Source organism: Kribbella sp. NPDC004138 (genome assembly GCF_053603655.1).
On the sequence record NZ_JBSGFZ010000026.1, the window covers coordinates 20,117 to 39,201 of the forward strand.

At 70.6% G+C, this 19,085-nt stretch carries 16 protein-coding genes; 11 read left to right on the top strand and 5 right to left on the bottom strand.

Annotation, left to right across the window (positions count from 1 at the left end; genetic code table 11):
• Positions 1–160 precede the first annotated feature (160 nt).
• Together ACWEOO_RS31780 and ACWEOO_RS31785 are read left to right on the top strand one after the other, a co-directional pair.
• On the top strand, positions 161–3,073 hold the full coding sequence (locus ACWEOO_RS31780; protein ID WP_452146170.1) for a glycosyltransferase: 2,913 nt from the start codon (positions 161–163) through the stop codon (positions 3,071–3,073).
• Positions 3,070–4,551 (top strand): DUF5719 family protein, encoded by a 1,482-nt coding sequence (locus ACWEOO_RS31785; RefSeq protein WP_452146171.1) that lies wholly within the window; start codon positions 3,070–3,072, stop codon positions 4,549–4,551. The genes ACWEOO_RS31780 and ACWEOO_RS31785 overlap by 4 nt, the downstream gene beginning before the upstream one ends.
• A 6-nt stretch (positions 4,552–4,557) precedes the next feature.
• Here ACWEOO_RS31785 and ACWEOO_RS31790 read toward each other — a convergent pair whose 3' ends face one another.
• On the bottom strand, positions 4,558–4,941 hold the full coding sequence (locus ACWEOO_RS31790) for a DUF3499 domain-containing protein (protein ID WP_452146172.1): 384 nt from the start codon (positions 4,939–4,941) through the stop codon (positions 4,558–4,560).
• Positions 4,942–4,972: 31 nt separating this feature from the next.
• On the opposite strand from ACWEOO_RS31790, the gene ACWEOO_RS31795 reads away from it, so the two are divergent.
• The 3 genes from ACWEOO_RS31795 (at position 4,973) to ACWEOO_RS31805 (ending at position 7,516) form a co-directional block, all read left to right on the top strand.
• Positions 4,973–5,419 (top strand): metallopeptidase family protein, encoded by a 447-nt coding sequence (locus tag ACWEOO_RS31795; protein ID WP_363710505.1) that lies wholly within the window; start codon positions 4,973–4,975, stop codon positions 5,417–5,419.
• A gap of 272 nt (positions 5,420–5,691) precedes the next feature.
• Positions 5,692–6,777, top strand: a complete 1,086-nt coding sequence (locus tag ACWEOO_RS31800) for a Gfo/Idh/MocA family protein (RefSeq protein WP_355696640.1) — start codon at positions 5,692–5,694, stop codon at positions 6,775–6,777.
• On the top strand, positions 6,761–7,516 hold the full coding sequence (locus ACWEOO_RS31805; RefSeq protein WP_452146173.1) for a ThuA domain-containing protein: 756 nt from the start codon (positions 6,761–6,763) through the stop codon (positions 7,514–7,516). Before ACWEOO_RS31800 ends, ACWEOO_RS31805 begins: the two co-directional genes overlap by 17 nt.
• Positions 7,517–7,521: 5 nt before the next feature.
• Here ACWEOO_RS31805 and ACWEOO_RS31810 read toward each other — a convergent pair whose 3' ends face one another.
• Genes ACWEOO_RS31810 through ACWEOO_RS31820 form a run of 3 tightly spaced genes read right to left on the bottom strand, consistent with a single transcriptional unit; the run spans position 7,522 to position 12,109 of the window.
• Entirely contained in the window at positions 7,522–8,169 is a 648-nt protein-coding gene (locus tag ACWEOO_RS31810) for an ABC transporter ATP-binding protein (RefSeq protein WP_355696644.1), read from the bottom strand.
• Complete coding sequence (locus ACWEOO_RS31815; protein ID WP_452146174.1) at positions 8,166–9,005, bottom strand: ABC transporter ATP-binding protein; 840 nt, start codon at positions 9,003–9,005, stop codon at positions 8,166–8,168. Before ACWEOO_RS31815 ends, ACWEOO_RS31810 begins: the two co-directional genes overlap by 4 nt.
• A complete protein-coding gene (locus ACWEOO_RS31820) occupies positions 9,002–12,109 on the bottom strand; it encodes an FtsX-like permease family protein (protein ID WP_452146175.1) in 3,108 nt (1,035 codons plus the stop codon). The genes ACWEOO_RS31815 and ACWEOO_RS31820 overlap by 4 nt, the downstream gene beginning before the upstream one ends.
• A 173-nt stretch (positions 12,110–12,282) precedes the next feature.
• Here ACWEOO_RS31820 and ACWEOO_RS31825 point away from each other — a divergent pair, with 173 nt between their 5' ends.
• The 5 genes from ACWEOO_RS31825 to ACWEOO_RS31845 are packed head-to-tail and all read left to right on the top strand — an operon-like array spanning position 12,283 to position 17,078.
• Positions 12,283–13,668: a phosphomannomutase/phosphoglucomutase gene (locus ACWEOO_RS31825; protein WP_452146176.1), complete on the top strand. Its 1,386-nt coding sequence runs from the start codon at positions 12,283–12,285 to the stop codon at positions 13,666–13,668.
• Positions 13,669–13,875, top strand: a complete 207-nt coding sequence (locus tag ACWEOO_RS31830) for a Trm112 family protein (protein ID WP_363710510.1) — start codon at positions 13,669–13,671, stop codon at positions 13,873–13,875.
• Entirely contained in the window at positions 13,875–14,951 is a 1,077-nt protein-coding gene (locus ACWEOO_RS31835; protein WP_452146177.1) for an SIS domain-containing protein, read from the top strand. The genes ACWEOO_RS31830 and ACWEOO_RS31835 overlap by 1 nt, the downstream gene beginning before the upstream one ends.
• Positions 14,945–16,099 carry a mannose-6-phosphate isomerase, class I gene (manA, locus tag ACWEOO_RS31840; RefSeq protein WP_452146178.1) on the top strand — a complete coding sequence of 385 codons (1,155 nt, stop codon included), beginning with the start codon at positions 14,945–14,947 and terminating at the stop codon, positions 16,097–16,099. The genes ACWEOO_RS31835 and manA overlap by 7 nt, the downstream gene beginning before the upstream one ends.
• A gap of 19 nt (positions 16,100–16,118) precedes the next feature.
• Entirely contained in the window at positions 16,119–17,078 is a 960-nt protein-coding gene (locus tag ACWEOO_RS31845) for a cation diffusion facilitator family transporter (RefSeq protein ID WP_452146179.1), read from the top strand.
• 97 nt (positions 17,079–17,175) lie between these two features.
• Here ACWEOO_RS31845 and ACWEOO_RS31850 read toward each other — a convergent pair whose 3' ends face one another.
• The gene (locus ACWEOO_RS31850; protein ID WP_452146180.1) at positions 17,176–17,535 is read right to left on the bottom strand and encodes a MerR family transcriptional regulator; all 360 of its coding nucleotides are present in this window, start codon (positions 17,533–17,535) and stop codon (positions 17,176–17,178) included.
• A gap of 114 nt (positions 17,536–17,649) precedes the next feature.
• Here ACWEOO_RS31850 and ahcY point away from each other — a divergent pair, with 114 nt between their 5' ends.
• Positions 17,650–19,083, top strand: a complete 1,434-nt coding sequence (gene ahcY, locus ACWEOO_RS31855; protein ID WP_359935313.1) for an adenosylhomocysteinase — start codon at positions 17,650–17,652, stop codon at positions 19,081–19,083.
• The last annotated feature ends 2 nt before the right edge of the window (positions 19,084–19,085 follow it).

Sequence of the window (19,085 nt, forward strand, 5' to 3'; positions counted from 1 at the left end):
AGCAGCAACAACTACACGACGGACTTCCGCGAGGCCCCGGGGTGATCACCCCCGGGGCCCGCGGCTTTTCCCGGGTTCGGCGGGCGGCTGTATGGTGATTCCTCGCCGGGACCTGCGGTCGCGGTGACCGTCCGCAAGCATCGAGGTGTCACAGCTCCGCATGGAACAAGAAGCCCCGGCCGGCTGGGAATTCTTCGACTCCGTCGATTTCCCGACCGATCACATCGACGACCCGATGGGTCGTCCGCGGGTCCGGCATGTCGTCACCGCGGTGGTGGTCGGGCATGAAGGCGCGGCCTGGCTGCCGCGGCTGTCCGAGGCGTTGTGGGCGCTCAACCCACGCCCGGACCGGCTGATCGCGGTCGACACCGGATCCACCGACGAGACCGCCGAACTGCTCGCCGCGATGCCCGGCGTGGAGCCGGTGGTGAGCCTGTCCGCGCGGACCGGTTTCGGGGCCGCGGTCGCCCGCGGTCTCGAGACGCACGGGTTCGCGCCGATCCCGAGCGCCGTCGGTCCGTACGGCGACGACGGCCACATGCCGGTCGTGGAGTGGCTCTGGCTGCTGCACGACGACTGCGCGCCGGCGCCGAAGGCCCTGGAGAAATTGTTGCTCCAGGCCACTATGTCGCCGAACACCGGCGTCTGGGGCCCGAAGCTGCGGCTCTGGCCGCGGGACCGCGAGCTGCTCGAGGTCGGCGTCACCACGTCGCTCGGCGGCCGCCGCGACACCGGTGTCGAGAACGGCGAGCTGGACCAGGGACAGCACGACCAGCTGCGCAACGTGCTCGCCGTCAGCTCGGCCGGCATGCTCGTCCGCCGCGACGTCTGGGAGGCGCTGCACGGTTTCGACCCGCGGCTGCCGATGTTCCGCGACGACATCGACTTCGGCTGGCGCGCCAGTCGCGCCGGCTACCAGGTCGGTGTGGCGCCGGACGCGGTCGTCTACCACGCACAGGCCGCGGCGACCGGTGAGCGGGCGCTGGCCGGCACCCGGCGGCACGCGTACCAGCTCGACCGTGCTCACGCGTACTACACCGTTCTCGCGAACGCCCCGGGCAAGCTGCTGCCGCTGCTGATCCTGCGGTTCCTGTTCGGCGCCGTGATGCGGTCGATCTGGTTCCTGCTCGGCAAGACGCCGTCCGGCGCAGTCGACGAGTGGACCGCGTTGCTCGGCACCCTGCTGGCCGGCGGCTGGACCCAGGCCCGCAAGAACCGCCGGAATCTCGACCAAGTTCCGTACGACGACATCAAGAACTTGTTCTCCCGGTCGGTGCACGCATTGCGGCACAACCTGGAGGAAACGACCAGCACCATCTCCGAGCGGATCCGTGAAGCCTGGGCGGACGAGCCGGAGGAGCAGGTCGTCACGACCGCACGCCGCGCGAAGTCGACCGCGCGGGTAGCGGTCGACCAGCCGAGGTGGCGGCGGCAGCTGATCCGGCGGCCGTTCCTGGTCGCGTGGGTGGTGCTGGCGATCGGTGCTCTGATCGCGGCCCGCGAGCTGATCGGCGGCGGAGTCCTGCGCTCCCATCTGCTGTTGCCGGCGCACGAGAGCCTTGCGGCGTTGTGGCATGCGGCCGCATCCGCGCCGCCGGGCGTGACCCCGCCTGCCTGGTTGGCCCAGTTCTGGGCGTTCTCGACGGTTATGTTCGGCCCGGGCGGAGCGACGAATGTCCTGCTGCTCGGCGCGGTTCCGCTGGCCGCGCTGGCCGCATGGGCGTTGCTGCGCTCGTTCGTCGTCGACCGTGTGGCACGGGCCTGGGGCGCAACGGCGTACGGGCTGGCGGTTTTCGCGAACGGCGCGATCACGCAGGGCCGGCTCGGGACATGTGTGGCGGCGATCGTGCTGCCGCTGCTCGGTGCGGCTGTGCACACCGTCGCGCGGCGGCGACGCGTCTACGTGCAGGGCAGTTGGCGGGCCGCGTGGTTCGCCGGGATCTGCCTCGCCGTGCTCCTGGCGTTCACTCCGGCGCTGGGTCTGCTGGTCGGTGTCTGCCTCGTCCTCGGCGCGGTGTTCGGGCTCGGCTGGCGGCGACAAGGACGGCAGTTGGTGTTCTCGGTCGTCCTCGGTCTGCTGCTCGTGCTGCCGTGGACGATCGACCTGGTGCGCCACCCGTCGAAGCTGGGGCAGGAGGCGGGCGGTCCGCCGACCGCGGCGATCGGTCCGGGCGACAGCCTGCCGCATCTGCTGACCGGTACGCCGATCGGTGCGCCGACGCCGTGGTGGTTCGTCGTACCGCTGATTCTCGTCGCGCTGGTCAGCCTGCTGCGTCAGTCGCGGCAGCGGTACGAGTTGCTCGGCTGGTTCGCCGCGCTGGCCGGTCTGGCCGGGACGCTGGTCGCCAGCCGGCTCGGCGGCGGCAGCGGCCCGTTGATGTTCCTGATGACCGCGGGCTGGATCATCACCGTCACGGTCGCGTGGGACTCGGTCGGCAAGTCCACCGAGCTCATCGTCCAAGGCGTACTTGGTGTCGTGCTACTGACGACTGTCGTGACGGCCGGCTTCTGGTTGGTGCGCGGGACCGACGGCCCGCTGTGGCGCGGCCCCGCTCAGGACCTCCCGGCGTACCTCGTCGCCGCCCAGGATCCGCCGGAGAACCAGTCGATCCTGGTGGTGCGGAAGGCGCCCGAGGGCCAGATGCGGTTCTCGCTGGTGAAGGACGGCGGACCGCGGATGGGTTCGCTCGAGGCGGCGCCGACGGCGGCGCAGACCAAACCGCTCACCGATGTCCTGGCAACCCTCGGCGGCGGCGGTAGCGGCGAGGAGGGCCGGCAGTTGGCCGCTCTCGCGATCGACTACGTGTACCTGCCCGGTCCGGTGGATCCGGCGCTGCAGTCGACGCTCGACTCCCTGCCCGGCCTGACCAGGGCCAGTGCGAACGACGGTGACGCCTCGTGGCTGGTGGACCGTTCGAAGGTCGAGGGCAAGACGCCGCTGGTCGACCAGACCCACATGGTGTGGCGGATCCTCGGCCTGATCGGCTGGATCCTCGCGCTGATCTTCTGCCTGCCGACCGTGCGCCGCACCGTCGCCGTACCGCAGGGCACCCACGCGAGGAGGGTCCGGTGAGCCGGTTGCTGTCCGACCCGCGGCTGCGGATCGGAGCCGTTGTCCTGGCCATGGCCGCACTGGCCGGGCTCGGAGTGGTCACCCATCCGAAGAAGGCCGACACCCGGGTGGAGGCCGCGGTCACCGAGCCGGCCCGCACGGTCGTCAACCGCACCGCCATGGCCTGTCCGGTGCTGGCTCCCGGCGGCAAAATGACCAGCGTGGTGAACGGTGTGTCGCCGACGCTGCCCGACGGGACGCCGACCGCGCCCGGGACCGCGGAGCCGCTGTCGATCGCTCCGCTGCCGGCGACGTCGGACCCGGTCGGATCGCTGCTGAAGCGCGGCACCATCGGATCGAGCGCGGTGGCGGTGAAGCCGGAGACGCTGTCGATCCAGGGCACCGGACCGCTCGCCGCCGGCACGGTCGGCACGAGCACGACGACCGCGCAGGAAGGCGTGAACCGCGGTATGGCGAGCGTGCCGTGCCAGCTGCCCGGTTCGGACTTCTGGTTCGTCGGCGCGTCCGGGGCGAGCGACCGGCGGGACGTGCTGGTGCTGACCAACCTGGACACCGTCAACGCGGAAGTCAACGTCAGCGTGTACGCGCGGACAGGCGCCCAGGACCTGCCCGCGGCGCGCGGCATCGTGGTCCCGGCGCGCGGCTCGTCCGAGCTGTACCTCAAGCAGGTCGCACCGAACCTCCGCGACCTCGCTCTGCACGTGGAATCGACCGGCGGGCGGGTAGCGGCCGCGGTCCGGTCCAACGCGTCGAACGGCAGCGAGCCGGCCGGTGTGGACTGGCTGAACGCCTCGGCGGCGCCCGCGACCAAGGTGTTCGTGCCGGCGGTGGCGCCCGGCGGCGGCCTGCGGATCCTGTCCGTGGCGAACCCCACGGACCTGCAGGCGACCGCGAGCCTGACGGTGAACGGGCCGAACGGTCCCTTCAAGCCCGCGGGGCTCGAGACCGTGCAGATCGCGGCGGGCTCGGTGAAGACGTTCATGCTCGATCCGGTGCTGCACGGTGACGCCAGCGGTGTCACCCTGAGCTCGGACCAGCCGGTGACCGCGTCGATGCGGATGACCGATGCGAGCCGGCAGGAGTTCGCCTCGATCGGGTCGGCCGAGGCGCTGACCGGACCGGCGTACCTGGTCATCCCGGCGCACAAGCAGCCGGCGCTGCTGCAGGTGACCGCGCCCGGCAAGAACGGGAGCGTGAAGTTCGAGCTGCGGGACGCGGTCGACCGGGTGCTGAGCACGCGGAGCCTCGACGTCGTCGGCGGCGCGACCTCGCAGATCCCGTTCCCGGCGCAGCCGCGGCCGACGTACCTGATGGTTCAGCAGACGCGCGGGAGCGTTGTCGCGGGCGTCACGTTGATGCCGGCGGCGAAGCCCGCGGACGACGACGTACCGCAGGTGGCCGCCTGGCCGCTGAACACGTCACTGGTGTTCCGCGCCCAACTGGGCGCCCAGCCCGACGTGAGCGCCGCGCTGCGCTAGGCCCTGTCAGCCTTCGTTGGTGTTGGCGCCGGGGTCCTGGAGCATGCGGAGGTGGCGCCGGCGGGCCACCTCGACCGGGGCTCCCGGCGTCCCGGCTCCGGGCTCGCGGCGCGGCAGCGGGCGCGCTGCTTCGCGGACCGCGTTGGCCAGGGCTTCCAGGTCGTCCGAGGACGGGCCCGCGGCGGCCGGGTCCGGAGCGAGCCGGATGACCTCCCAGCCGTTCGGCGCGGTGAGGCGGTCGGCGTGGTCGGCGCACAGGTCGTAGCAGTGCGGCTCGGCGTACGTCGCGAGCGGACCGAGGACGCAGGTCGAGTCGGCGTACACGTAAGTGAGCGTCGAGACGGCCGGCTTCCGACATCCGGCACGCGAACAGATCCTGGCGATGCTCACGGACAGACGTTACCCCCACTAGGCTGAGCGCGTGACCGAGGCTCGCCGTCATCGCAGGCACATCGACCGCCACGGCCGCGGCATGCTCGGCCCGATCAGCAGGCCGAGCACGTTCGCGCCGCGGGGCTTGCCGCTGCAGCGGTCTGCCGCCGCGCAGTTCGACGAGGTGGTCGCGATCGAGGTGACGCGGCTGGAGAAGCGGCTGCCGCAGGTGGTCGCGCGGGTCGAGTTCGCGATCGAGGACGTGCCGAACCTCGACCTGGACGCCACCGAGATCCCGCTCACGCACGCCACCGGCGGCACCTCCCACGAGCCGTACCGGATCGTCGTGTTCCGGCGGCCGATCGAGCTCCGCGCCGAACGCTCCGGCGCCGGCCTGGCGTGGCTGGTCCGCTCCGCGCTGGTCCTCGAGCTCGCCGACGTCCTGGCCCTCTCCCCGGAGCAGATCGACCCGGACTTCGACGCCGACGACGACTGAGCCACCGCCGACCGCCCACAGCCTGCCCGAGCCCGTTTGAGGGGTTCACCGCTGAGATGGTCCCTTCACGCCCCGGATGCGAGGCATGAAGGGGCAACCCGCCCGGTTAACCACGCAAATGGCACTGGGGCGGACTCAGACGGCACTGGGGTGGAGGTGGAAGGACTGCGTGACCGATCCGTTAGATCCAGTCGGTTGACGGGTGTTGAAACCTGTTCCGTAGTGTGGGAAGCGGTTGTGTCCTTCGTTGTCATCGGGAGAGGATCGTCTTTGTGAACGATCAAAAACTGCGGGTCGGTGTCGTAGGACTGGGGTTCGCCGGACGGACGGCGCTGGAGGCGTTCTCCGAGCTGCCGGACGTCGAGGTGATCGCGCTGGCGGGTCTGGAGAAGGACGTCCTGACCAGCCTGGGCGAGAAGCACGGCGTACCGCATCTGTACGAGAAGTGGGAAGACCTGCTCGAGACCCCGGGCCTGGAAGCGGTCAGCATCGGTACGCCGACGCAGCTGCACGCCCCGATCGCCCTCAAGGCGCTCGAGAAGGGTCTGCACGTGCTGTCCGAGAAGCCGCTGGCGCGGACGGTGGCCGAGGGCACCGCGATGGTCGAGGCCTCCAAGAAGGCCGGCCGGGTGCTGAAGGTCGTCTTCAACCACCGCGAGCGCGGTGACGTCGCGGCGCTCAAGCACCAGATCGACGAGGGCCAGCTCGGCCGGATCTACTACGCGAAGGCGCACTGGATGCGCCGCAACGGCATTCCGGGGATGGGCGGCTGGTTCACGAACCGGGAACTGTCCGGCGGCGGCCCGCTGATCGACCTCGGGGTGCACATCCTCGACATGGCGCTGCACCTGATGGGCGAGCCGCAGGTGACCACGGTCTCCGCGGACACCTTCGCCGAGCTCGGCCCGCGCGGCAAGGGCAGCCGCGACCCGAACGCGAACACGCTCGGTTCGGCGTTCGAGGTGGAGGACCTGGCCACGGCGTACCTGCGCCTGAAGGGCGGCGGTGCGCTGCAGCTGGAGACCAGTTGGGCGACGTTCCGGGCGCCGGGCGACAACTTCGGCATCGAGCTGTTCGGTACCGACGGCGGCGCGAAGATCGAGGTGCAGAACTACACCAGCGACGACACGCTGCGAATCTTCACCGACGTCGGCGGCGTACCGGCCGAGGTGAAGCCGGCGACGGGCGCGGGGCTCGGGCACCGCGCGGTCGTGGCCGAGTTCGTCCGGATCGTCAAGAGCGGTGAGTGGGAAGGCCAGAACGGGTCCGAGGCGCTGCTGCGGACCGAGATCATCGACGCCTGCTACGCCTCGGCGAAGGCGGGACGAGAGGTTGTGCTCAATGACCAGGACAACTGACGGTCCGATCCGCGTCACCGTCTGGGGCGAGAACGTCCACGAGGGCCGCGACGAGACCGTGCGCAAGGTCTACCCGGACACCATGCACGAGACGATCGCGGCGGCGCTGCGGGACAAGCTCGGGCAGGAAGTGGTCGTCCGTACGGCGTGGCTGCAGCAGGACGAGCACGGCCTGACCGAGGAGGTGCTCGCCGATACCGACGTACTCACCTGGTGGGGTCACGCCGCGCACGGCGACGTCGACGACGCGGTCGTGGACCGGGTCCAGCAGCACGTGCTGTCCGGCATGGGCCTGATCGCGCTGCACTCGGCGCACTTCAGCAAGATCTTCATCAAGCTGATGGGCACCACCTGCTCGCTCGACTGGCGGGCCGAGAACGACCGCGAGCTGATCTGGACGGTCGCCGCCGGGCACCCGATCGCACAGGGCATCCCGCACCCGCTGGTGATCGAGCGCGAGGAGATGTACGGCGAGCTGTTCGACATCCCGCAGCCGGACGAGCTGGTCTTCGTCAGCTCGTTCTCCGGCGGCGAGGTGTTCCGCTCGGGCTGCTGCTACCGCCGCGGCCAGGGCCGGGTCTTCTACTTCCGCCCCGGCGACCAGGAGTACCCGACGTACCACCAGCCCGAGGTCCAGCAGATCATCGCCAACGCGGCGAAGTGGGCCGCTCCGACCAGTCCGCGGCAGCTCCCGACGGTCCACCACCGCAAGGACGTCGGCTGGTTCGACAAGGCCTGAGGCTCTCAGAGTCTCCGCTGCCAGGTCAGGTGGCCTTCGTCCATGGTGGCGTGGCCGTCGGCGCCGGCCGCGACGTTGGGGTCATGCGTAGCGATGATCACCGCGGCGCCGCGGCCGGCTTCCCGGCGGAGGAGGTCGAGCACTCGCTCACGATTCGTGCCGTCGAGTTCGCTGGTGGACTCGTCGGCGAGGATGACGCGGCCCTGCTGGGCGAGTCCGCGGGCGACGGCGACGCGTTGCTGCTCGCCGCCGGACAGTTCCTCGACCAGATGGTCGCCGCTGTCCTGCAGGCCGACGTCGGCCAGTGCCTGCTCGACGTGACGGTCGACCGCTTCCGGTTCGGTGCGCTTGGCGAGCAGCGGCAGCGAGAGGTTCTCCCGGGCGGTCAGGACCCGGGCCAGACCGTTGCCCTGCGGGATCAGTACGACGCCGTGCGCCGCGGCCGCGGGCCGGTCGGCGATCGTCAGGCCGTCGACCTCGACGTGGCCGGACTTCGCCCGGACCGCGCCGGCGATGGCCCACAGCAGCGAGCTCTTGCCGGCGCCGGACGGCCCGCTGACCGCGAGGACGAACCCGGGCGGCACGTGCAGCGACACGTCCGCGACGGCGACCAGTTCGTCGTAGGCGACGGTGAGGTTGGAGACCGTGATCACGACTGACCTTCTTGCTGTACAGGGCTCAGGCGAACGTCGCCGTCCTCGGTGGTGGTGACGCGGAGCAGGGTTCCGGGGGCCAGCAGTTCGGCGACGTGCGGCGGCAGCGGCAGCGACCCGTCGGTGGCGACGACCGCGAACTCCTCGCCGCTGCGCCCCTCGGACGCGATCCGGCCGTCGCGGATGGTGACGGTCCGGGGCAGCACCGCGGCGACCTCGGGGTCGTGGGTGACCAGCAGCACCGTCATACCGGTGCTCTCGTTGACGGTCGAGATCGCGGCGAGCACCTCGTCCCGCGCCCGGTGGTCGAGTTGGCTCGTGGGCTCGTCGGCCAGCAGCAGGCCGGGGAACGTGGCGATCCCGACCGCTACGGCGCAGAGCTGGATCTGCCCGGGCGTCAGCGACGTCAGCGGCGTACGGGCGTGGTCGGCCAGGCCGACCAGGTCGAGGACCTCCTCCGGCGTCGGCAGGGACTGGTCGTGCGCCGCAGCACGCTGTGCGTAGCGGACGTTGTCGACGGGGGACAGGTAGGGGATCAGATTGCGCCCGGCTCCCTGCAGCACGATGCCGATGTCACGCGCGCGCATCCGGTCGAGCTCCGGCTCGGTCATCGTCGTCAGGTTGTGTTCGCCGATCTGCAGGCGCCCGGCGCTCGGCGTCAGCAAGCCGCCGCACAGCTGCAGCAGCGTGGACTTGCCGGCGCCGGACGGGCCGAGCAGCCCGACGAACTCACCGGGACGCACCGTGATGCCGATGCCCGACAAGGCCGCGACGTCATGGCCCTGGCTGCGGTAGATGTGCACCAGCCCGCTGGTGCTGATCGCCAGGCCGCTCACGACAACTCCTCCCGGATCCGGACGTACCCCGCGCGCCGGTTCACGCCGGTGCCCAGGACCAACGTGGTCGCCGTCAGCACCACGGTGCCGGCCAGCCAGAGAATCACCGCTCCGGACCAGTTGATCGCCAGGTCGAGCGGGATCGGCGACGGTTCGGACGTCTCCGCGAACAGCGGGAACATCGGCAGCGCGATATGGGCGCCGACGATGCCGCAGGCCGACCCGAGCAATGCTGCCAGCGCGACCGGCCCGGTCTGTTCCCAGCGCGCCGCCCCTCCGGTCGTCGACGCCGGTACGCCGTTGATCCGCAGGCTCGCGTAGTCCTGCGCCCGGGATCGCCAGGAGCTGACGCCCATGAGCAGCAGCACGATGACCGCGAGCGCCCAGCTGGCGAGTCCGACGACCGGGGTGAGCTGGAGCGCGAGGGCGCTGGCGGAGCGCCCGTACCCCTCGATCCGGTCGGACCGCCGATCCACGAGGGTCGGGGTCAGCCCGGCCGCGGTGAGCCCGTCGACGACCTTGCCGAGGTTCGCGAGCCCGTCGGCGTTCAGCCAGAGCTCGAGATCGGTCGAGGTGTCGTCGACGTTCCCGCCGAGCCGGCGGACGGTCTCCAGGTCCATCACGGCAGCACGTTCGGTGTGCCGCGGCATCGGTGTCCGCAGGCTGTCCACCTTGGTGATCGGGATCGACAGTCCGTCGAGGCCGGGCACGGTCTGGACCTCGCTCACGGAGAAGTCCTGACTCACCAGCGCCGGGACAGGGGTGGGGATCGCGGCGTGCTGGAGGGTCAGGTCGCTCCCGAGGCTGGTCACCTCGAGCGTCAGTCCGTTCGGCCGGCTCTTCGCCGCGATGTGGCTCTGGTCGTCGTCCCCTGCCGGCGGGCCGCTCGTCCAGTCCTGGGCCCTGCCCAGCGGGATCGACGGCTGGGTGTCGGTCGCCAGGTGGCTGATCGCGATCTCGCCCTTGGCGCCCACGGGGTCACCCACCTCGCGGGCGACCCCGAGCCGGATCAGTTGGCAGGACGGCCGGCAGTCCATCGGCGTACTCAGCTGGACCGGGCCGCTGCGGCCCAGCGGTATCGGCGGGAAACGCACCAGGTAGCGCGCCCCTCTGCGCTGGTTGACTACCGTCGCCTGCAGGATCACGGACCTCGCCCGGCCCTCGGGGGCGAGCTCCTCGCCGTCACTGGTGGGCGGTGCGTACGACGCCGTCGTGCCGACGTCGGCGGTCACCTTCAGTTGGTCGCCGACGACCTTGATCGGCTGCGGCTCCGCCGGCGCCCGGAGATTGCCGAACCCCTCGGTTTCGGCGAGCCGGTCGCCGCGGAAGGCGATCCGCCGGTAGCTGTCCGGCTCGATCAGCACGGCGCGCAGGCTCTCGGCCGCGGGCGCCTGGGTGAGTACGACCGGCGTCAGCCACCGCCGGTCGGGATCGACCTTGTTGATCGCCGCGGTGAAGTCGATGAGGTTGATGGTGTCGATCGCGAGGACCGCCTCGGCGCCGGTCTCGTAGCCGGCCCTGGTGTCCCGGTTGCGACCCGCCACCGAAGCCGCCTGGCCGGCGAACGACACCAGGCCGGTCGCGACGGCGACCACGGCGACGAGCCGCGTCACTGCTGGACGCCGGGCCACCTGCAGAGCGCCGAGCGCGAGACCGAGACGCCCGTTGCGCAGCGCCCGACGGCTCACCAGGCCGGCGGCCGGGAGCAGCAGATGGGCGAAGGCCAGGCCGGCGGCCAGCGCGAGCAGGGTCGGGGTCAGGATCGGCAACGGACCCCGTCCGCCGCTGGTCAGTCCGGTCACCAGTCCGGCCGATGCGACGACGATGACGATCAGATCGATCAGACCGATGGTCTTGTGGCTTCCGCGCGGCGCGATCCGCCGGAGCAGGCTGGAGATCGGCCGGCGTACGACCGTACGAACCGACAGCGCGACGACCGCCAGCCCTGCCAGAGCTGCGAGACCGACCGCGGCCGGAACCGTCCACGGCACTTCCAGGGGCGGTACTCCGGCCAACCAGGCCGATCGTACGGCGAGGAGCATCACGAAACCGGCGGCCGCGCCGAGCACCGTACCGAGCAGCACGGGCACGCTCAGCTCGACGGCCAGCGCCCGGCCGATCGACCCTGCCCCCGACCCGCGGAGTCGCGAGACGGCCAGCTCGGGGCGGCGCTGGTCGACCACCGTGGCCAACGCGAGCGCCAGGACAACCACCCCGAACAGGGCCACCTGCACCATGACCAGCGGGATGATGGTCGTGGCTTGGCGCCGCTCCGCCTGGATGCCGTCGATGACGTCGATCAGTCCTGAGCTGTTCTGCGCGTCGATGCCGTGTTCGGCGATCTGTACTTCGAGCTGATCGGTCACCTGACGGATCCGAGCCAGGTCGTCGACTCGCACGCTTCCCGGCTGCGGGCGGGTGTCCAGCGTCGAGTAGGCGCCCCAAGGCCCCGCGGAGAGGGTGTCCCGCTCGGTGAGCAGGAAGTCGCCGAGCGGGGCCTGGGAGTCGCTGGCCTGCCGCGAGTTCCCGATCGGTCTCCGGCCGAACCAGTAGGTGGCCTCGGCGTCCGCCTGGTAGATCCCGACCACGCGGAGCGGGCTGCGCGCGGGGTTGCTGGCGCTCTGGGCATTGATCGTCGCCCCGACCGCCAGGCCGAAGTTCTTCGCGTCCGCTGCCGACGCGGCGACCTCACCGGGGCTGCTGGGACACCGGCCGGCGGTCAGTTCGAGTTGGGCGCAGTAACCGTCCCGCCAGACCACCCGGCTCTGGACAGTCGGTCTGGCGTCGCCGAGGCCCCAGATCACTGCTGCGGCCCGCCCGTACACCGGTGGGGTGAACTGCTGCTTCAGGTCGGCAGGGATGAGTTGGTCGAGCTCCTCCGGCGGAGTCGATTCGGCCGATCCGCCGACGGTCGTCTTCGGGACCGTCTTGACTTGCCAGGCCGCCGAGTTCCACTGGCGCGCCAGGGTCTCGGTCGTGACGGTCTGTTCGACCGCGCGCGCGAACCAGGGCGCGAACGCCGCGCAGGTGCCGATCAACAGGCTGACCCCGGCCAGGACCATCGCCTGGGACCACCGGTACCGCAGAGCCTGCCGCAGGAACATGTTTGGCCACCCCCCAGCCGCCAGGTCACGCCTGTCGGTGACCAAGGACCGAACATACGGAACGAGAGGGGCAGCGTCAGGACGCAGGCTGACAACGATGCCCAGTTGTTGCCTGCCGCGCGCGGAGCGAGGCTGGGATACAGCTTGGCCGACGGGCCGGATAGGGTCCGTGCATGGCTGATGTTGCGGGGATCTTCAAGGCTTACGACGTCCGGGGGGTTGTGCCGGAGCAGTTGGACGAGTCGGTGGCCCGGGCGACCGGCGCGGCGTTCGTCGAGGTCCTGGACGTGCTCGCGGGGCCCGGCGCGGTGGTGATCGGGTACGACATGCGCCCGTCCAGCCCGGCGCTGGCGGCCGCGTTCGCGGAGGGCGTGGCGAGCACCGGGGCGGACGTGATCGACATCGGCCTGGCGTCCACCGACCAGTTGTACTTCGCGTCCGGCCGGCTCGACCTGCCCGGCGCGATGTTCACCGCCAGCCACAACCCGGCGCAGTACAACGGCATCAAGATGTGCCGCGCGGGCGCCGCCCCGGTCGGCTCCGACTCCGGTCTGCGCGACATCGCCGACCTGGTCGCGAAGGCCCTGACCGAGAGCCCGGCGGCGGGGTCCGCGACCGGGCACATCACCCGCAAGGACCTGCTCACGGCGTACGCCGACCACCTGCACGACCTGGTCGACCTGAGCGGCATCCGTCCGCTCACCGTGGTCGTCGACGCCGGCAACGGCATGGGCGGCCACACCGTCCCGGCGGTGTTCGCCGACGGCCCGGTGACGATCGTCCCGATGTACTTCGAGCTCGACGGCAGCTTCCCGAACCACGAGGCCAACCCGCTGGACCCGAAGAACCTGGTCGACCTGCAGGCCAAGGTCCGCGAGACCGGGGCCGACCTCGGCCTGGCCTTCGACGGCGACGCCGACCGCTGCTTCGTGGTGGACGAGAAGGGCGACCCGATCTCGCCGAGCGCGATCACCGGCGCGGTCGCCGTCCGCGAGCTCGCCAAGCACCCGGGCGCGACCATCCTGCACAACCTGATCACCTCCAAGGCGGTCCCGGAGCTGATCGCCGAGCGCGGCGGCGTCCCGGTCCGCACCCGGGTCGGGCACTCCAACATCAAGCAGAAGATGGCCGAGACCGACGCGGTGTTCGGCGGCGAGCACTCCGCGCACTACTACTTCCGCGATTTCTGGCGCGCCGACACCGGCATGCTGGCCGCGCTGCACGTGCTGGCGGCGCTGGGCGAGCAGGACCGACCGGCCAGCGAGCTCTTCGCCGAGTACGAGCGGTACGTGGCGTCCGGAGAGATCAACAACAAGGTCGCGGACGCGGCGGCGACCGTTGCGGCGATCGAGGATACGTATTCTGGCGTCGACGGCGTGACGGTCGACCATCTGGACGGGTTGACGGTGTCGGCGGGACAGTGGTGGTTCAACGTCCGTGCGTCGAACACGGAGCCGTTGCTGCGGCTGAACGTCGAGGCCGCGGACCGGGCCGAGATGGAACGCGTCCGTGACGAAGTACTGGCCCTGATCACCGGCGCATCGGTGGAGGAGAACTGAATGGCAGTCAATCTGGACCCGGACCTGCTGAGCATCCTGGTCTGCCCGAAGTGCCGCTCGGAGTTCCGGGTGGACGACGAGGCGAACGAGCTGATCTGCACCAACGCCGCCTGCGCGCTGGCGTACCCGGTGCGTGACGACATCCCGGTGCTGCTGATCGACGAGGCCCGGGACACGCGCGCGGAGTCCGAATCCGCGAGCAGCTGATGAGCGTTTTCGACGACACCCGGCTGGACGACCCGGCGGTACTCGAGGCCTCGGACCACCTGCTGCGCCGCCTGGCGATGGCCGGTGCCCGGATCCGCGCCGAGCTGGAAGCGTCCGAGGACGTGCTGGCCAAGCTGGAGTCCGACGGCTTCCGGCCGCGGGCCGTGGTGGCCGCGGGCCGCGACGCCCGGCTGGTCCGGGCCGTGCTGGAGCCGGTCTGCCCGGTTCCGTTTCTCGCCTGGCCCGGTCCCGGGCTGCCCGGCTGGGCCGGCCCGCTGGACCTGGTGATCGTCCTCGGTGGTGCCGCCGAGGACACGGACGCGGTGTCGGCCGCCGGTGAAGCGGTACGGCGTGGTTGCGGGCTGATGGTCGCCGCGCCGGAGGACTCGCCGGTGGCGATCGCCTCGGCCGGTCTCCGGCATGCGATCCGGCTGCCGTCCCAGTCGGACGACCAGTTGGCTGCGGCCGTCGCCGTGCTTCAGGCGCTGCACCAGATGGAGCTGGGCCCGGAGGTCGACCACAAGGCCGTGGCGACGTTGCTGGACGACGTGGCGATCGAGTGCTCGCCCAACAACGATGTGGCGGCCAACCCGGCGAAGGAGCTCGCTCTGGTGCTGGCGGATGCGTTGCCGCTGGTCTGGGGTGGCTCTGTCCTGGCAGCGCGTGCTGCCCGCCGTGTCGTCGAGGCGCTACGGCTGGCCAGTGGACGGCCGGCCCTGGCCGCGGACGCGGGCCATCTGCTTCCGGTGCTCAACCAACCGCCGCGGGACCTGTTCGCCGACCCGTTCGACAAGCCCGAGGAGCTACGGCCGGCGCTGATCATCCTGGACGACGGTGTCGTCGAGGCCGGCGTCGCCGAGCACCGCGACAAGCTGGAGTCCAAGGCAGAGGCGCACGACGTCCGGGTGCACACGATCACGCAGGCCAGCGGCACGGATGTCGCCCGGTACGCCGCTTTGACCCAGCAGGGTCGCTACGCCGCGGCGTATCTTGGGATCGGCCTCGGCCGGTACGGCATGGCGACCGTGGACGACCCGGTCGGGTCCGGCAACCCCTCGGAGGATCCGGCGTGGTAGTCCCGCTGCAGAACACCATCCGCGACTACGCGTGGGGTTCGCCGACCGCACTGCCGGAGTTGCTCGGCGTACAGCCGACCGGCGAGCCGCAGGCCGAGCTGTGGATGGGTGCGCACGAGTCCGCCCCGTCGGTCCTGCCGAACGGCGACACCTTGTACGACGCGGTGTCCGCCGACCCGGCCGCGGTGCTGGGGGAGGAGACGGCCGAGCGGTTCGACGGCCGGTTCCCGTTCCTCGCGAAGCTGCTCGCGGCGGCGCAGCCGTTGTCGATCCAGGCGCACCCGTCCCGGGACCAGGCGATCGACGGGTACCAGCGGGACGAGGCCGCCGCGATCCCCCGGGACGCCGCGGACCGCAACTACAAGGACGCCTGGCCGAAGCCGGAGATCCTGATCGCGCTGGAGCCGTTCGACGCGCTGGTGGGCTTCCGCCCGCTGGAGGCGACGGTCGCGCTGCTCGACGCGCTGGCCCCGGCCGGGTTCGAGGAGCTCACGGACCTGCTCCGCAACGGCAAGCTCCAGGACGCGTTCAGCGGTTTCATGAGCACCGACCGGGACGCGATCCGCCCGTTGGTCGCGGCCCTGGGCGAGGCCGTCGCGCAGTACCCGGGCGACGCGTTCCCCCTGGAGCGCGAGACGCTGGCGAAGCTGTGCGCGGACTTCCCGGACGACCCCGGTGTGCTCGCGGCCCTGTTGCTGAACAGGGTGCGCCTGCAGCGGTTCGACGCCGTGTACCTCCCGGCCGGGAACGTGCACGCCTACCTGCGGGGCCTCGGCTTCGAGGTGATGGCGAACTCCGACAACGTGCTGCGCGGCGGGCTGACGAGCAAGTACGTCGACGTACCGGAGCTCGTCTCGGTGGTGGACTTCGAGCCGCTGGCCGACCCGGTGCTGACCGCGACAGCGGACGGGATCTACGAGACAGGGTGTGAGTACTTCGCGATTCACCGGGTGGACCTGTCGTCGGGCGAGCGCACGATCGACGGCGTCGGGCCGCGGATCGTCTGCTGTGTGGACGGCTCTGTCGATGCTTCGGGCAAGGAATCCGTTGTGACGTTGTCCGCTGGTCAGTCGGCGTTCCTCGCCGGAACCGAAGGACCCTGTACCCTGCGTGGTTCCGGCACGGCGTTCGTCGTCGCCGCACGCTAACTGGAGGACCTGAACAACCATGGCTGGTGGCGGGAACAAGGCCGTTGTCGCGGCTTTGCTGGCGAACACCGGGATCGCGGTCACCAAGTTCGCCGCCTGGGCGCTGACCCAGTCGGCCTCGATGCTCGCCGAGGCGATCCACTCGCTCGCCGACGCGGGCAACCAGGTGCTGCTGCTGGTCGGTGGTCAGCGAGCCAAGCGCGAGGCCGACGAGCTGCACCAGTTCGGGTTCGGCCGCGAGCGGTACGTCTACTCGTTCATCGTGTCGATCGTGCTGTTCAGCGTGGGTGGTCTGTTCGCGCTCTACGAGGGCTACCACAAGGTGCACGACCCGCACGGGATCGACAACTGGAAGTGGGTCCCGATCGCGGTGCTGGTGGTCGCGATCGTCATGGAGAGCCTGTCGTTCCGGACCGCGATCGTCGAGGCGAACAAGATTCGCGGACACGTGTCCTGGGTGAAGTTCGTCCGGAACGCGCGCGCCCCGGAGCTGCCGGTCATCCTGCTCGAGGACTTCGCGGCGCTCACCGGTCTGGTGCTGGCGCTGATCGGCGTCGTCCTGACGCTTGTCACCGGCAACGGTGTGTTCGACGGCCTCGGGTCGATGGCGATCGGCGCGCTGCTGGTCTGCGTCGCGGTCTTCCTGGCGATCGAGATGAAGTCGCTGCTGCTCGGCGAGTCCGCGACCCGCGAGTCCGAGGCCCGGATCGTCGCCGCGATCGAGAACACCCCGGGTGTCCAGCGGCTGATCCACATCAAGACCCTGCACCTCGGCCCGGAAGAGGTCCTGGTCGCCGCGAAGCTCGGCGTCGAGCCGACCGCCGACGCGGCCGTCGTCGCGGAGACCATCGACGCCGCCGAGCGAGCCGTCCGCGCCGCCGAGCCGATGAGTCAGCACATCTACCTCGAGCCCGACATCTTCCACGAGCACCACGTCCCCGACGAACGCCCCGCCGTCCCCGAGGCCCCGTCCCACTAAGGGCCATCTGAGGGGTCAACCCCTCAGATCGCCGGTTGGCACTCCACCTGCCGGGAGGCGAACCGTCCATCTCGGGGGTTGACCCCTGAGATGGACGTCAGCGCGGTTTGGGTGGGAGGACGCCGGAGCGGCCGAGCCAGCGGAGGGCGCGGTCGCGGTCGATCTCGGCCTGCGTCGGCGGCGCGGTGAGCCGGCCGGTGCGGTAGCCGAGGTTGCGGATGTCCGCGGCCACGGACGGTTCGGCGAGCGCCCGGAGCGCGAAGGCGAGCGCCGCCGGCGTCACGTCGTACCGGCGTTCGAGGTCGAGCGCCAGCCGGACGGCGGCGAGGTCGCGGTCGTCGTACTGGCGCTGTGACGTGTGCTCGGAGCGGGAGCGCGGCAGCAGTCCGAGTGCCTCCCGGTAACGGAGCATGCGCGGAGTGGTACCCAGCTGGCGAGCGGCCTCGGTGATGCGCATAGCATCAATCCTGACATTTCGGTGTCAAAAATGCGCCTGGAGCGATCAAACCGCGTGGCTCGTCCCTCTAGGCTCAGGTCTTGCAGTAATCACAGTCTTCAGCAGGGGAGCGGCATGACCTTCGACTACAAGGTGGCGGATCTCGGCCTGGCCGAGTTCGGGCGCAAGGAGATCCGGCTGGCCGAGCACGAGATGCCAGGCCTGATGGCGATGCGCGAGCAGTACGGCGAGAGCAAGCCGCTGGCCGGCGCGCGGATCATGGGCTCGCTGCACATGACGATCCAGACCGCCGTGCTGATCGAGACGCTGGTCGCGCTCGGCGCCGAGGTGCGCTGGGTGTCGTGCAACATCTTCTCCACCCAGGACCACGCGGCGGCCGCGGTCGTCGTCGGCCCGGACGGCACGGCCGAGAACCCCGCCGGAGTTCCGGTGTTCGCCTGGAAGGGCGAGACGCTGGAGGAGTACTGGTGGTGCACCGAGCAGGCGCTGACCTGGCCCGGTGAAGGCCCGAACATGATCCTCGACGACGGCGGCGACGCCACGATGCTCGTCCACAAGGGCACCGAGTTCGAGAAGGCCGGCGCCGTGCCGGACCCGTCGACCGCGGACTCCGAGGAGTACGGCGTCGTCCTGAGCCTGCTGACCCGGACGCTGGCCGAGTCGCCGACGAAGTGGACGACCATCGGTCAGGGCATCAAGGGGGTCACCGAGGAGACCACCACCGGCGTGCACCGGCTGTACGAGATGCACAAGGCCGGCGCGCTGCTGTTCCCGGCGATCAACGTCAACGACTCGGTCACCAAGTCGAAGTTCGACAACAAGTACGGCTGCCGGCACTCGCTGATCGACGGCATCAACCGCGCCACCGACGTCCTGATCGGCGGCAAGGTCGCGGTCGTCTGCGGGTACGGCGACGTCGGCAAGGGCTGCGCCGAGTCGCTGCGCGGTCAGGGCGCGCGGGTGATCGTCACCGAGATCGACCCGATCTGCGCGCTCCAGGCGGCGATGGACGGCTACCAGGTGTCGACCGTGGACGACGTGGTCGGGATCGCCGACATCTTCGTCACCACGACCGGCAACAAGGACGTCATCACCGCCGACCACATGGCGGCGATGAAGCATCAGGCGATCGTCGGCAACATCGGCCACTTCGACAACGAGATCGACATGGCCGGGCTGTACAAGGTCGCCGGCATCGAGCGGGTCAACATCAAGCCGCAGGTCGACGAGTTCCGCTTCCCCGACGGCCACACGATCATCGTGCTGTCCGAGGGACGCCTGCTGAACCTCGGCAACGCCACCGGGCACCCGTCGTTCGTGATGTCGAACTCGTTCACCAACCAGGTCCTCGCGCAGATCGAGCTGTTCGTGAAGACCGCCGACTACCCGACCGAGGTGTACGTGCTGCCGAAGCACCTCGACGAGATGGTCGCCCGGCTGCACCTCGACTCGCTCGGCGTGAAGCTGACCGAGCTCACCAAGGAGCAGGCGGCATACCTCGGCGTACCGGTCGAGGGCCCGTACAAGGCGGAGGCCTACCGCTACTGAGG